Genomic DNA, 15,194 nt, shown 5'->3' on the forward strand with positions numbered 1-15,194 from the left:
CAAAAAATCTCTAATAACTCTTGTGTTAAGCGGTTAATGTTATTTGGGCCAAAAGGGTCAATCATATTATGGCCAAAGGGGTGAATTCTGTTTGGCCAAAAGGGTCAAAGTAGAGTGGCTTTTCCAGCTGTATCAGATAACCACGAATACGACCCTTTCGACATCCCCAAAGATGAAATCGTCGGGATAGCCCGTGTGGTCGGGGTAATACACCTTGAATAACACCACACGGCTTACATGCAAATACGCATGATAGCCTCTTTTTAACGCACACACGCAAGCTTATGGGCTTTTCAAGGCACAAAAAGTATAACAAACTATAATACAGCTATTTACAACACACAAACACACTAAAACAATCGGGGGATTTTCCTATAATAATTTTGCGATATTTTGAGGTTATAATGATTATATGTGTTATTATCCTATGAAATACAAACCTTGAAAAAATGGGAAATGTAACCCTAAATGTAACCCTAAACTCAAAAGGCACAAAAAAGGGGAGCGAAAATCGCTCCCCACAGCATTGAAATGAATAACGCACGAAGGTTGTTATAACGGCGTTATTTTATCATTAATCATTCAGCCCGTCCTACTGCCTCTAATAAGCGTAGACTGCTTAATTATAGCCCTTTTAGTTATCACCGTGCCATTATCTGACAGCCCAGCATGGAGCAGATAGCTCTTGGATGCTCCTACTTGTTCCGGTGTCAAGACAGAATACACCGCAGAGATACTGGCAAAGTACCAGTCCCGCTGTTTTTCACCCACTATCGGGCATATAAGATGTACATGTATAATCTTGCTCATTACAGCAACAAAAATAGCCAAAATATTCCAAATAGTGATTATTTGGAATATTTTTGAGAAAAATTTTAGAAACTGGGGCAAAAAAATGCGATCAATATACCATAGATCGCCTACACTTCAAAAGACCTCCTATTTGGATAAAAAGGCACGCACACGCCAACAAAGTGCCATCCAAGCCCATTTATACACAAATTGCACAGGCGATGTAAAGAAACCGAGGCGTTTTCGCCCCAAACAGCCCCATTTTGTAAAGCTGATGTAAGAACCATGTAAAAGAAAAACCGCTTGGAAATATCGCTTCATTTTTCAGATAGCCACCTAACCTATTGAACTGCAAATCGTTTAACATCATTTGCCCGACCAACAAACAAATCGCTTCGTTTTATGCCCCATATATGATTATACTCCTTACACAGCAAAAGGCAAAAAGAAACCTCGCTATATGGTAATTGTAAATGTCAATTTTGACAAGGATGCTGCGCCCGATGCGCATGCAGAGTTTAAACTTAATTATTTTCTTATATGGGATCCTGTTATCAAAGTCACACGCGGCGAAACATACTCTATGACAATAACCGAGAGAACCGACATATATCCAACTGACAATGCCCCACAGCAAGAGTAATGTTAAATATACAATTTTATGTTATATAACATATCGGTTTCATTTGCTTTCAAATTTAAAATAAATTTACTTTGCATTAGCTTTTGTTTCGCAACTAATAAATTTCGAAATAATATCAACCTTAACTATTATGAAAAAGTTTTACTTACTTTTTGCTATGATGGCAGTGTTATGCACGGCATGTGATGAGGACGAAAATCTTGATCGTGACCCTCGCGTGTTTACCGTCGATGATTCAGGAAAACTCACCGGCATTACCAAACAATATATGATTGTTACCGTGCCAGCCGATATGCAGTCTCTTGATGTAAATATGGTATCGGACGGCAAAATCACTTTCACCACCGAAAAGAGCGTGCCCGGAGTCAGTGCCGACTACATACCCGGCTATACTTTTGAGGACGGAGTAATACATGACTACATAGCCTATACTCGTGAAGCAAAGAAAAAGCCACGCTTCCTTCAGGCAATCAAATTTAATGTAGCCAATCCTCTTGTTGTCAAGCAGGATACCGCGGAAATAGCCATTGACTGCGTGCTGCCTGACGATCCGGCGAAAGATACAAAAGTCATCATAGCCCTTGTAGGCGGCAGCGAATACAAAGTCGAAACAAAAAACCTGACAAAAAAACAGCTCGAAAAACTATACGGCATAGAGGAATAAAAATTGCACCCCTGCATAATACACATACAGGTGCGGACATACGAAAGCCGCACCTGCTTTTTGATGAACCGGTCTTATATTTCATTCGAAAGCCGACGTTAATTTGATTCATATTCACTATCTTTGGCTTCGTCATAAAAATTCTACCTGATCATGCCAAATGTACCTACATCAGCCAAAATAGACACCGACCGGCGGGTGCTTGAACTGCTGTCGCAGACATTCAACAACATAAGTGCCGCAAGTACGGAGATAATCAACCTCGAAGCCATACTGAACCTACCGAAAGGCACCGAGCACTTCGTGGCCGACCTTCACGGAGAGCACGAAGCATTCCGCCACATACTGAAAAACGCCTCAGGCAACATAAAGCGTAAAGTCACCGAAATATTCGGCACCTCGCTGCGCGGACAGGAGATACGCGAGCTGTGCACACTCATCTACTATCCCGAACAGAAACTCGAGTACATAAAAGCCGCGGAAAAGAATCTCGATGACTTCTATAATATCACCCTCCATCAGCTGGTACGGGTATGCCAGACTGTATCGTCAAAGTACACACGCTCCAAGGTGCGCAAGGCGCTCCCGCGGGAGTTTGCCTACATCATTGAGGAGCTTCTGCATGAGTCGCCGTCAGATGACGACAAGCAGGCCTACTTCAACCGCATAATCGAGACTATAATCAGTACCGGACAGGCTGACTCTTTTATCGTGGCCATGTGCAACGTCATACAACGCCTGAGCATAGACCAGCTGCACATACTCGGCGACATATTTGACCGCGGTCCCGGCGCACATATAATCATGGACACCTTGTGTAACTATGGCAACTTCGATATACAATGGGGCAATCACGACGCGCTGTGGATGGGCGCCGCCGCAGGCAATGACTGCTGCATAGCCAATGTACTGCGCCTGTCACTGCGCTACGGCAACATGGCCACTCTCGAAGACGGCTACGGCATAAACCTCGTGCCGCTGGCCACATTTGCCATGGAGACCTACGGCGACGACCCGTGCGATACATTCGGCCCGCATCTCGACAGCGACGACACCACCCACAACGAGAAGACACGCCGTCTGATAGCGCAGATGCACAAGGCCATAAGTATAATCCAGTTCAAGCTCGAAGCGGCCATGATAGACCGACGTCCCGAATGGGGCATGACTGACCGCAAGCTGCTCGAATACATCGACTTCGACCGAAAGACATTCCGCCGCGACGGCAAGGAGTATGCCATGAAAGAGTGCAACTTCCCCACCGTCAGTCCTGACGCCCCCTACCGTCTAACACCTGAAGAAGCCGATCTTGTAGCAAAACTTCACCACTCGTTTCTCGTAAGCGACAAACTCAAAAAACACGTACAGTGTCTGTTCACTCACGGATGCATGTATGGCGTATTCAATTCCAATCTGCTTTTTCATGCCTCTCTTCCGATCAACCCCGACGGCTCTCTGAAAGAAGTCGATCTTAACGGCCGGCTATACAAAGGCCGCGAACTAATGCACCGCATAGGCATGTTGATGCGCTCGGCCTACAACGATGATACTCCGAAACAAGAACGCGACTTCGCTATAGACTATTACTGGTATCTATGGTGCGGGCCCGATTCTCCCCTGTTTGACAAATCGCGGATGGCTACTTTTGAACGTTACTTCATAACCGACCCAGAAACCCACCGCGAGGAAAAGGGCTGTTACTACACTCTGCGCGACAATGAAGCTGTATGCGACATGATACTTGATGAGTTTGGTGTGGAAGGAGAGCATCGCCATATAATAAACGGACATGTGCCCGTACGTATAAACAAAGGCGAAACACCTATACGGGCCAACGGCAAACTGATGGTAATCGACGGAGGCTTTGCAAAAGCCTATCACGGCACGACCGGTATAGCAGGATACACACTCGTCTTTCATAGCCGCGGGCTGCAACTTGTGCAGCATGAGCCATTTACCTCAGCCGAGGAAGCAATAAGAAACGGTACTGACATCGTAAGCACAATACAACTTGTGGAACTAAGCCAGAAGCGCATGCGCGTACGCGATACCGACAAAGGCCGAGAACTCCTCAGCCAGATCGATGAACTATCGGAACTGCTCTATGCCTATCGCCACGGCATCATCAAGGAGCGCACAAAAAAGTAACACTAAAGATTGTGTATTTCAAGGATTTTGTCTACCTTTGCACCGCATTTTGCAATACAAAACCACTTAAATTAATTATTTTTCAATGGCAACTAAAATCAGATTACAGCGTCATGGTCGCAAGAACTATGCGTTTTATCCTATTGTAATCGCCGATAGCAGGGCACCACGAGATGGTAAATTTATTGAAAGGATAGGTTCTTATAATCCGAACACTAATCCTGCTACAGTAACTTTAAACTTCGAGCGGGCTTTGTATTGGCTTAACGTAGGTGCCCAACCCACCGACACCGTTCGCACCATCCTCTCCAACGAAGGCGTGCTTCTCATGAAGCATCTTCAGGGCGGTGTGAAGAAAGGCGCTTTCAACGAAGAAGAGGCTCAGCGCCGCTTCGAAGCTTGGAAAACCCAGCGTCAGGCTAACGTTGATGCCGCAAAAGCATCAATAGCCGGCAAGAAAGAACTTGAGAACAAACAGCGTTTTGAGGCTGAAGCTGCCAAGAACAAGGCAAAAGCCGAGGAAGTAGCCAAGAAGAAAGCTGAACTCGCCGCTGCCAAGGCTGAAGCAGAAGCTGCTGCAGCAGCCGAGCAGGCTGCCAACGAGGCTCCCGCAGAAGAAGCTGCCGAGGCTCCCGCCGCTGAATAAGTCTTTAAGCGACTTCGCATTAAAAATAAAGAGTTGTACCACATCGGTACAACTCTTTTTGCATTTACACCCTGTCTGATAATAACGGTGCAAAACCGGCATTACCACTTCAGAAACTGAACTGCGCCATAAGACACGCGCGGTTTACCCAACGATGCTGAAGATCGATGTCCTGACGCTTGCCGAAATTATACTCCATGCCTACCTGACAGCGCGGCGTTATGTCCCAGAACAGATTGGCAGTACCGTACAGTCCGTATTTGTAAGTAAGATCCTCATAACGCGGCTCATGCTTAGGAAGAAAACGCTCCTCGCTGAACATTATGGTCGAAAACAGATTGGGACGGAAGTGGTATTGCAAAGCCGCATACCATCCTATGCTCAACGGAGCATACATGCGTCCGTCACGGGTTATATCGCCGACCAAGTCCGAATTGGAGCTCTGAAGATCATTAATTATACTGCTTATGCCCTTGCCGGTTATGAAAGCTCCGTAAACAGTCACAGGATCTACCGGACGAAATACCGTACTCAAGTGAGCACCCCACCCTGTCACCTTATGATTTTTTCCGGCTTTCAGGTCACGGTATTCCAATCCTCTTACAATCCCCGACAACCTGATGTGCTGTCCTCCTTTCCACTGGTACTGAACGAAAGCAGCGAAATTGGGCATATAATCATTACACGGTTTGTATACATCGGTAAGTTCGGGTATGTCACCGTTGGGAGTCTCGATCGACACCGCAAACACATAACGGTCCTTCACTGTGTGCATCCAGCGCAGCAACATGTTTGTATCGCTTGTCTCCGAATTAGGCCCCTGAGCATCGACTGTAGGCGGCTGAGCCGCAGGGTCGGAGAAAGTTGAGTTTGTGTAGCCAAGCGTCCAGTCGCCCACGGCGGCATAAGCTTTCTTAAGATGGAAGTCACGATTACCGTAACCGTTGAAATTTGCTTCAATATACAGTTGATAGTTGCCATACTTCGGATTGCGCCCGAATACAGAGAAAAACAACGCCGTGCCCGCGGGAGTGGTACCGAACCAACGGTCGCGTGTAGGATCATTGGGGATACTTATATTATAAGGTATGAAAGCGCTGTTCTGCATAGCGCCGTTCCAGTCATACCATCCACGCATCCTTACTACACCTCCCACACCCATCGCATACTGATGGGTTTTGCTCATCAACATGAAATATGGAGCACGAGGATCCTGAAAGTGTCTGAACTGGTCATAATAAAACAAACCGATAAGATCTTTTTCTGTCAACGAATCCAACTCGGTATCCTTGTCTATATTAACCGTGTGATGGCTCTTTTTAAGCTCTTCCAACTGTTGTTCGGCCGGAGAAACGGCAAAAGATGATAAAGCACCTAAACCAAGCACCAACGCCAAAGCGAATTTTTTATTCATAATAATACAAATTTGTTAACATATATTACAACAACAGGACATACGATATGTTTATAATCATTACCGATTTAAACGCCTCGGCAGACAAAATATGTTGCATAACATTGTTTTTGGAATATTTAACAAACGGTTGAAACGCGCGCCGACAAAGGGAATCGGAGCCACAAAACATTTAAAACCGGGGTGCCGCACTCATTAAAATTGCATATTTACGGCAAAAAGCACTAACTTTGCATCGTTGAAATTGTTATTTCGAAGGTTGAAAGAGTTCAGCCTAAGCCGAAAATCGGCAACAAAAAGAGTGACGCACCGACGCAAAACTCTACGTTTACCGTCCTCTTTTTGTTAGTAGTAATTTTAATTTTAAAGAATGAAGAAAACAATGACAATCATTGTGATCTTCGCCGTTCTTTTGGGACTCGGATCAGCCGCCACAAATACTGCCGTAGACGGCAAGAATGGCTACAGAGCCCCAATGTTCAGAGTAGAGCGAAACGACTCGGTCATAGCTCTTGATGACATGAAGGGAAAATGGGTACTTCTGCAATTCTGGACGTCAAGCGATCCAGCTTCTCGTATAGCATGCAGAGACTACTCAGACTTCGAAGAGTGCCAAGCTTCGGATAACTTTCAAGAACGATTCCGTCTCTTATCGGTCAATCTTGACCGTAGTGAGCGCCTCTTTCGTGAGATAGTGCGTAGAGACGGTCTTAGTGCGAAATCACAATTCCATGTCAAGGGAAGTCAAGCCAATCAACTGATTAAAGACTATCACCTTGAGTCGGGAATGAAATCTTTCTTAATCGACCCGCAAGGCCGCATCGTAGCAAAGAACCCGACAGAAAAAATGCTTAAAGAGATCGCAATCAACTAAACCGACAGCCTGCCGCAATCAATGACGACAGGCTTTATTATTTTCTTATTACGCCGTCGTCAGCTGTGAATATCGCGGATATCGTAAGGAGTCTCCTGATATACAAAATAATTAAGCCAGTTGCTGAAAAGCAGATTGGCATGTGAGCGCCAACGTACTATAGGCCCTTTGGACGGATCGTCATCAATATAATAATGGGCAGGGACAGCAGGATTCATACCTTTATCCGTATCACGGCGATACTCGAAGTCGAGCGTATACGGTGAGTATTCGGAATGTCCGGTGATAAAAAACTCACGCCCGTTGCGGGCCATCACCATGTATACGCCGCTTTCCGGACTCTCGGCTATTATGTCAAGCCCTTTCACCTGCTCCACCTCGTCGCGCAACACCTCACTAAAACGGCTGTGAGGTACATAAAACTCGTCATCAAACCCGCGGAATATAGGATTGCGGCTATCATTCACCCGATGTGGAAACACCCCTGAAATCTTACGGTCTATCACATGCTTTGGCACTCCGTAATGATGGTACAGACCGGCAAAAGCCGCCCAGCATATATATAATGTGGATGTGACATGCGTTCGCGCCCAGTCAAATATATCGCACAACTCATCCCAATAATCGACTTCCTCGAAGTCGACTTTTTCAACCGGCGCACCGGTTATTATGAAACCGTCGTAATTAAGGTCTTTTATCTCTTCAAATGTCTTGTAAAACTCCTCGACGTGCTCACGAGGGGTATTGCGCGACACGTGCGATGCCGTGTCGATAAGATCAAGTTCCACCTGCAGCGGAGTATTGGAAATAAGCCGAAGCAGATCGGTCTCCGTCATAATTTTTAGCGGCATAAGGTTCAGTATACCTATACGCAACGGTCTTATGTCCTGCGACGAGGCTCTCTGTTCATCGATCACAAATATATTTTCTTCCTTCAACATCTCGACGGCAGGAAGCGAAACCGGAACTCTAACAGGCATTATTTCAATTATTATAATTATCAATCTTTTTTACAAAACGCTTTATAACCTCCTCGCGACCGGCATCGACCTTGTCAGGATAATGGGCGTCACTGTTGACTACAATGGTGACACCGCTCTCTACAAGACGAGGCAGATAACGGAATGAGGGGAAAATTCGCCGTTCACCCTCCCACACCTTCGTATTGATTTCAACAGCTACACCCGACTTGATTATGGCGTCTACAAGCCGGTCAACACACTTTCCGTACCACACCTCATCCTCTATGCCGGGAGCAAACATGGACGCATTATGGCCTATTTTATCAAAATGTCCGATTATATCGAAGCCTCCCGCCTCCACCATATCTACCGACTGTCGGTAGAAGGTTTCTACGACATGACGTATATCATTATCAAAAAAACGCTCCATCTTGATCTTGAACGAGTCAAAGCGTCCGTCTACATCTACGTAACCGTCGCCGCACGGCAGAAAGTGCACAGAGCCGATGCGATAATCAAGAGGCACTGTATCAAAATAGCTGTGTGAAGGCCCCCAGTCATCACCGAGATAATCTATCTCCATTGATGTATAAAGGCTGATACGTGAACCGAAAACGGTCTTCAACCGCTGTACCTCCTCTACGTATGGAGCTACGTCATCCATCGGCATATTGCATGACGATTCTATAGGCACCGGAGAATGCGGTGAAAATCCCCAATGGAGCATGCCGGACTTAACGGCCGCCTCGGCCATGACCGCCATGTCAGCCCGCCCGTCACAGAACTGTGTGTGGCTATGGAAATTGTACCGGTCGGTCGTTGATACTATATTTGAGAAGTCAATCATAAACTATCTGTTGGAAAACTTAAAATAAGTTTAATCTAAAGGAGAAAGAATCTTTTTTGTAAAGTACTGTTTTTTGACAAACCATGCCAGAGCAGCCGCAGCAGTCAGCAGGCTCAACATAATCGACACATCATAACGAAAGCTCAGCCCTTCCGGAGCATACAATATATATGATGTACATACACATGTCATGAACAGCGCCGGCAGCATCGTGAGCCAATAAAATTTGTGATGACGTGCCAGATAGACCGTCACCGCCCACAAGGTAAATACGGCAAGAGTCTGATTGCACCATGCGAAATATCGCCACAATATAGCGAAATCTATCTGCATGATAAAGAATGTCAAGGCAAATATAGGTACCGATACCACAAGACGTCTTACTACGGTTTTCTGCTGATAGCGCATGAAATCGGCGGCAATAAGACGCGCGCTACGCAGAGCCGTGTCGCCAGTCGTTATAGGTGCGGCCACCACGCCAAGTATGGCGAGGACTCCGCCAAAGGCTCCGAGCCAATCAATGGATATGGCATGCACGAGGCCGGCAGTGCCTCCGTGTTCCGACAGGAATGCGCTCAATTCACCATATCCGCCGGTAAAGGCAATGGCTGCGGCAGCCCATATCAATGCCACAATACCTTCGGCCACCATGGCTCCATAGAATACCGGACGGGCCAGCCTCTCGTTTTTAAGGCAACGGGCCATCATGGGCGACTGAGTGGCATGAAAACCCGAAATGGCACCGCATGCTATAGACACAAACATCATCGGAAACAGCGGCATCGACCCGGCCGACGGCGATCGGTTGTACAACCCGTCCGATATACCGTCGGGTATGGCCACGTCACCGAATATAAGCACACTCATTATGCCCACTGCCATAAACAGCAATGCCAAGCCAAACACCGGATATATATTGCCGATAAGCTTGTCTATCGGAAGCAATGTGGCAAGCATGTAATAGACAAATATGGCTATTATCCAAAAGGTAGAGTCCATCCATCCGGGAGTCATTCCGGCTATCAGTTCGGCGGGAGTAAGAATGAACACGGCACCGACAAGCACCATGAGTGCCAGCGAAAATACGCGCATAAGTTGCTTTACGCCGGCGCCGAGCTCCGCCCCTACAATCTCGGGAAGCGATGCTCCGTCACGACGTATAGATATCACTCCCGACAGGAAATCGTGTACAGCACCGGCAAATATGGTGCCGAACACAATCCATAAAAATGCAGCCGGGCCGTACATGACACCCATTATGGCGCCGAATATGGGTCCGAGACCTGCTATGTTAAGGAACTGTATCAAAAATACTTTCCATGTAGGCAGTGGCATATAGTCGACACCGTCCTGCTTGGAATAACAAGGCATAACCCGCTTGGGCTCACATCCTATGACTCTTTCCACAAAGAGTCCGTATATAAAATATCCTCCTACCAATACGGCAAGAGATACAAGAAACAATGTCATCTAAATATGATTGGTTACTAATCTTTCCGTATTTAATTCTCAGCGGCTATAACATCGTTGGCCGACTTTTTCAATTCCGACCTCGCATTGTCAATCTCCGCCTCCATGTTCAGGATAGCAGTTTTCAACGAAGTGTCACCGTCGCGATACTGACGCCTCATCTTCTCAAGAGTCGCCAACTGACCGTCAAGATGCTTCTTGTCGTCAAGATAGCGCTTCATGAGCTTACGTGCACGAGGGTTTTTGAAGTCATTCCAAGAAATGTATACACGTCCCTGACCGAGAGCAAACCGAAAGTCGGGTTTACGCAGCTTTTTATCCGGGTCTATCTCCTTTATTGCGTCGAGCAGATCGGCATAATCCTTGCCATCTTCCCATGTCGATTTATAATCAGTTATACGAGCCATGTCGGTAAGTTCGGGATAATCCACCGGATAATTGTTGCGAAGATCAGAAGGAATAAACTTATATATCGTTATATAATCGCCCAGACGGTTACGGTCGGTAGCCCACCAGCCCACACCGGTCACCTCATCGATGGCAAGCAGATAATCGTCATACGGCGAGTTATATGGCATACCTATATTCTGAGGCTGCAGGAAACCGTCTTCGTCCTTGCGGGATATAAATATGTCATATCCGCCAAGCGACTCCTCGCCATTATTGGCATAATATAATGTGACACCGTCAGGCATCATAAACGGGTAATTGCTGTCGCCGTCAAGGTCAAGCACGCTACCAAGCGGCGCCGGCGTCTCCCATGATCCGTCAAAAAGACGGCTGGCACCGGTCAGTACAAAATTCTCGGCCGAGTCGGGAGCGGCCCATATCATGAAATTACGGGTCTCCGGCATATATACGGTTGAAGGATCAGCCGCAGCAACGCTCTTGGGTAGTACTTCGGTCGAATTGACCGAACCGCTCTCCGGAGCCAGCCTGTAAGCCTTGAAGAACTGATCGCGGTCTACAGCCACGCTGTCGATAATCACAATCTTCTCCACACGGTCAAGCATAGCCCTCGCCATGCCTATGCGCTCACGAAGAATGTCCATATCCTCCGGCAGCTGCTTACGCGACTTCTTGAGCGACGCTTCATACTTGTCTATATACTCGTCGGCTTCATCAAGAGCATAATGGTAAAAGGCTATCTCGGCAAGATAGCGAGGCGCCTCGGTCACCCTCTTGGTGTCGGCAAATTTAAGATATGGCAACGCCTCGTCATGGCGTCCTTCACGAAGCAGGCACACTCCCGTCCACTGGTTTAAAGCCGGATCCTTAGGCTTGCTCGCCAAGGCCTCCTCAAACACCGGCAACGCACCTGCGAAGTCGCCGGCCTGATACATCTCTTTGGCCTCATCAAGTGTATATGCTGTCGCCGTCGAAGCCATCGCCACGGCAACACCCAATATGTATTTACGTAACTTTATGTATGACATAATGACGCTTTTTTCTCAATTTAGCTTCAAAATTACACATAATTATAATACCGTCAAAGTAATTACTCTCCATTAGAGCCGACACCAAAAACTTTTAACATACTTTTCACCCGCACATTGATCCATACCAGAACCAGATATCAACAAACACCTCACAGGGCACAAACACACAATATGCCACTTTATAGAAAATAGCCTTAATATTCAGGAAAATGACTACCTTTGTATCTAAAAATATCTGAAAACAGCATGATATCAACAGAAATTCTTTCAAAATTCATTGATAGCTTAAGAGGTGCAGTTCTTGACCGTGGCAAGGCGTACGGCTACCGGCTCAACTCAAATGACATCAATGAACTATGGGAAGACGGACGGCAAATCACTTACGAAGACCGTGCCGGAGAATTTCGTTTAAAATATAAATATTACTCCTTCATGTCGCAATTCATTTCTCTTAAAACTTTTCATACGTTCAAGTCGGTAATGCTGGCGGCATTGTTGCTGCCGGTACATGCAGCCGCGACGGAAACGACCGACAGCACGGCAGAGGCCGAAGCGCCGTCGGTGCAGGTAAGCCTGATCACTTGCTCGCCCGGACGCGACATCTATGAATTGTGCGGCCACACGGCCTTACGTGTCAGGAGCGGAGATATGGACATGGCGGTCAATTACGGCATTTTCGACTTCAATGCCCCCAACTTCGTGTATAGATTCGTGAAGGGAGAGACCGACTATATGGTGGCGGCCTACCCGTTTGAACATTTCATGGAGGGCTATCAACGTCAAGGCCGATCGGTAACCGAACAGCCTCTCAATCTGACCTCCCGGCAGGCCGACAGCCTTATAGCACTGCTCGACCGTAACCTCCGTCCCGAGAACCGCGTGTATCGCTACAATTATGTAAAGGACAACTGTTCCACAAGACCTCTATCGATGATAGAGCGTGCGCTTGGCGACACGATAGCACTTACGGCTCCGTCGGGAACCGAAGGATGGTCGTTCCGCGACGCAATGCGGCATTATCACAAAGGATATCCATGGTATCAGTTCGGTATAGACCTCGCTTTAGGAAGCGGCATAGACTATCCGATAAGCGCCCGGGAGAAGGCCTTTGCCCCAATTATGCTGTCGGAAATGCTGAAAACAGCCGTTGTAAAAGACTCCATGAACCGTAAAATACCGCTTGCAGCCGGCACGCGGATCATATCAGAAGGCCGTCCCGACGGAGGCCCGGCATCGCCCACTCCTTGGTATTTTACCCCGATGGCCGCAGCCATAGCATTGCTGATTATAACCATAGTCGTGACTCTCCGCGACTTAAAACGTCGAAAGATAACACGCTGGTATGACTTCTTAATCTTCTCGCTTTACGGAACGGCCGGCTGCGTAACAGCATTTCTTGTGCTTATATCAGTACATGAAGCCACATCGCCCAACATATTGCTGCTGTGGCTCAATCCGCTATGCCTTATCATACCTGCATGCATATTCATAAAAAAGTGCCGTCGGTTGGTAATATTGTACGGAATTGTTAACTTTGTTGCATTAATTTTGTTAACATTGATGTGGCCGTTGTCAGGGCAGTCGATAAACCCTGCGTTTATACCGCTTATTCTGACTGACGCCATATTGACAGCACGATATTTATACATCACACGATGCGACGAAAAAACGACCCGCGACTGACAGGACGTATCATCACAGCCTTGGTGGCTTCAATGGTGACTTTCACCGTTGTGGCGCAAGCACCCGCACCCCGTCCTAAACTCGTAGTGGGAATAATGATCGACGGTCTGCGCGAAGACTACCTCGATCTTCTTAAAGGATACTTCGGAGAAAACGGCTTCAAACGCCTCATGAAAGACGGAGTCATGTTTGACAACGTCAACTACGGCACGGCTGTCGATGCCACTGCCGCCACAGCCATGATATACACAGGCTCGGCTCCGGCAGTCAACGGCATTCCAGCCGCCATGGTATATGACCCGGAAAACAAGCGTAGCTATCCTATAGTACTCGACCCGTCTAAAATAGGCAACTATACCGACGAGACCTACTCGCCCAAGCCCATCAGAGTAAGCACACTCGCCGACGAAGTACGCATAGACGGCGGCGGTTTCGGAGCCGTGCACTCGATAGCTCCGTCTGCCCCGCAGGCCATAGTGCTCTCCGGACATGCAGGCAACAGCGCTTTCTGGATAAACGACGCCACAGGCAAATGGGCCACGACCACCCACTACAAGGATGTGCCGCCGACCATGCAGTCGCGCAACTACTCCAAGCCCCTCACAGTACGGCTCGACACTCTCACATGGCGTCCGCTTCTTGCGCCCGACCGTTATCCCGACCTGCCTGCCTATAAGAAGTTTTACCCGTTTCGCTATCTTTTCCAGCACAACGACGTAAACCGTTATCGCAATTACAAAACCTCGGCTCCGGTCAATACCGAAATCACCGACATAGCTACGGAATACCTCAAAGGGTTGCAACTCGGAGCGCATGAGGCCATCGATATGCTCAACCTCGGCTATACAGTAGCACCTTTCGCAGGAGCTAAAGACGCCGACAGCCGCATAGAGATGATGGACAGCTATCTGCGTCTTGATGCCGATCTCGGCCGCCTTTTCAACGAAATCGACGGCAAAGTAGGCCTTGACAATACATTTATCATGGTGGCCGGCACCCCGGCTCCCGCCAACGACAAGCGCGACGACGATAAATGGAGCATACCCAACGGCGAGTTTTCGGTACGACGTGCCATATCGTTGCTAAACATGTTTTTCATTCCCCAGTACGGCAACGGCGAATGGATAGCAGGGTATCATAAAGGACAGATATATCTCAACCATAAACTCATAAAAGAAAAGGGTCTTGACCCGAAGAAACTACGTGTTGACGCCGCCGACTTTCTTGAGCGCATGAGCGGAGTGAGCTGCGCATGGACAATAGATGACATACAGGCCGGAAAGGCCGGTGTCAACTCCGATGCGCTGAAGCGCAACACACAGGTAGATTATGCCGGCGATATACTTATCGAGGTAAATCCCGGATGGGAAATAGTGGAAGTGGAACCGACATCGCAACAGGAACACCGGTCAACCGTACGTTCAGGGCTTATGACCGCTCCTGTGTTTCTGCTATCGCCGCAGCTTACCCCGGCGCGCATGACAGGCGAGATCGACGCCCGGTCCATAGCGCCCACAGTGGCCCGGCTGCTTCGCATACGCTCGCCAAATGCCTCGCAACTCCCTCCAATGCATCTCGACAAGAAAACAAATATCGTAACATCAAAATAACA

At 47.6% G+C, this 15,194-nt stretch carries 13 protein-coding genes; 7 read left to right on the forward strand and 6 right to left on the reverse strand.

The genetic code is table 11. From position 1 onward, the window contains the following. Positions 1 to 582: 582 nt before the first annotated feature. Positions 583 to 810, reverse strand: coding sequence for a hypothetical protein (locus tag FW767_RS13340; RefSeq protein WP_121699107.1), 228 nt, complete (start codon positions 808 to 810; stop codon positions 583 to 585). A 442-nt stretch (positions 811 to 1,252) separates the two neighbouring features. Here FW767_RS13340 and FW767_RS10400 point away from each other — a divergent pair, with 442 nt between their 5' ends. The 4 genes from FW767_RS10400 (at position 1,253) to FW767_RS10415 (ending at position 4,893) form a co-directional block, all read left to right on the forward strand. Then, positions 1,253 to 1,435: a hypothetical protein gene (locus FW767_RS10400; RefSeq protein ID WP_147438750.1), complete on the forward strand. Its 183-nt coding sequence runs from the start codon at positions 1,253 to 1,255 to the stop codon at positions 1,433 to 1,435. Between the two features lie 130 nt (positions 1,436 to 1,565). Continuing rightward, positions 1,566 to 2,099: a hypothetical protein gene (locus FW767_RS10405; RefSeq protein ID WP_121699022.1), complete on the forward strand. Its 534-nt coding sequence runs from the start codon at positions 1,566 to 1,568 to the stop codon at positions 2,097 to 2,099. Between the two features lie 153 nt (positions 2,100 to 2,252). Then, positions 2,253 to 4,247 carry a fructose-1,6-bisphosphatase gene (locus tag FW767_RS10410; RefSeq protein WP_121699023.1) on the forward strand — a complete coding sequence of 665 codons (1,995 nt, stop codon included), beginning with the start codon at positions 2,253 to 2,255 and terminating at the stop codon, positions 4,245 to 4,247. Between the two features lie 85 nt (positions 4,248 to 4,332). After that, positions 4,333 to 4,893: a 30S ribosomal protein S16 gene (locus tag FW767_RS10415; RefSeq protein ID WP_121699024.1), complete on the forward strand. Its 561-nt coding sequence runs from the start codon at positions 4,333 to 4,335 to the stop codon at positions 4,891 to 4,893. Positions 4,894 to 5,002: 109 nt separating this feature from the next. Here the strand turns inward: FW767_RS10415 and FW767_RS10420 are convergent, their stop codons facing one another. Then, positions 5,003 to 6,307: a DcaP family trimeric outer membrane transporter gene (locus FW767_RS10420; RefSeq protein ID WP_121699025.1), complete on the reverse strand. Its 1,305-nt coding sequence runs from the start codon at positions 6,305 to 6,307 to the stop codon at positions 5,003 to 5,005. Positions 6,308 to 6,677: 370 nt separating this feature from the next. Here FW767_RS10420 and FW767_RS10425 point away from each other — a divergent pair, with 370 nt between their 5' ends. Beyond that, the gene (locus FW767_RS10425) at positions 6,678 to 7,181 is read left to right on the forward strand and encodes a peroxiredoxin family protein (RefSeq protein WP_121699026.1); all 504 of its coding nucleotides are present in this window, start codon (positions 6,678 to 6,680) and stop codon (positions 7,179 to 7,181) included. Between the two features lie 59 nt (positions 7,182 to 7,240). Here FW767_RS10425 and metA read toward each other — a convergent pair whose 3' ends face one another. Genes metA through FW767_RS10445 form a run of 4 tightly spaced genes read right to left on the reverse strand, consistent with a single transcriptional unit; the run spans position 7,241 to position 11,896 of the window. After that, entirely contained in the window at positions 7,241 to 8,161 is a 921-nt protein-coding gene (gene metA, locus FW767_RS10430) for a homoserine O-acetyltransferase MetA (protein ID WP_121699108.1), read from the reverse strand. Between the two features lie 4 nt (positions 8,162 to 8,165). Beyond that, complete coding sequence (locus FW767_RS10435; protein WP_121699027.1) at positions 8,166 to 8,990, reverse strand: histidinol-phosphatase; 825 nt, start codon at positions 8,988 to 8,990, stop codon at positions 8,166 to 8,168. A 30-nt stretch (positions 8,991 to 9,020) separates the two neighbouring features. Next, positions 9,021 to 10,460, reverse strand: coding sequence for a carbon starvation CstA family protein (locus tag FW767_RS10440; protein ID WP_121699028.1), 1,440 nt, complete (start codon positions 10,458 to 10,460; stop codon positions 9,021 to 9,023). A 32-nt stretch (positions 10,461 to 10,492) separates the two neighbouring features. After that, on the reverse strand, positions 10,493 to 11,896 hold the full coding sequence (locus FW767_RS10445; protein WP_121699029.1) for a tetratricopeptide repeat protein: 1,404 nt from the start codon (positions 11,894 to 11,896) through the stop codon (positions 10,493 to 10,495). A gap of 249 nt (positions 11,897 to 12,145) precedes the next feature. Here FW767_RS10445 and FW767_RS10450 point away from each other — a divergent pair, with 249 nt between their 5' ends. Both FW767_RS10450 and FW767_RS10455 read left to right on the forward strand, forming a co-directional pair. Next, positions 12,146 to 13,582 carry a lipoprotein N-acyltransferase Lnb domain-containing protein gene (locus tag FW767_RS10450; protein WP_121699030.1) on the forward strand — a complete coding sequence of 479 codons (1,437 nt, stop codon included), beginning with the start codon at positions 12,146 to 12,148 and terminating at the stop codon, positions 13,580 to 13,582. Further along, positions 13,555 to 15,192 carry an alkaline phosphatase family protein gene (locus FW767_RS10455; RefSeq protein WP_121699031.1) on the forward strand — a complete coding sequence of 546 codons (1,638 nt, stop codon included), beginning with the start codon at positions 13,555 to 13,557 and terminating at the stop codon, positions 15,190 to 15,192. The genes FW767_RS10450 and FW767_RS10455 overlap by 28 nt, the downstream gene beginning before the upstream one ends. Positions 15,193 to 15,194: the final 2 nt, after the last annotated feature.

The organism is Heminiphilus faecis (genome assembly GCF_008728965.1).
GTDB lineage: Bacteria > Bacteroidota > Bacteroidia > Bacteroidales > Muribaculaceae > Muribaculum > Muribaculum faecis.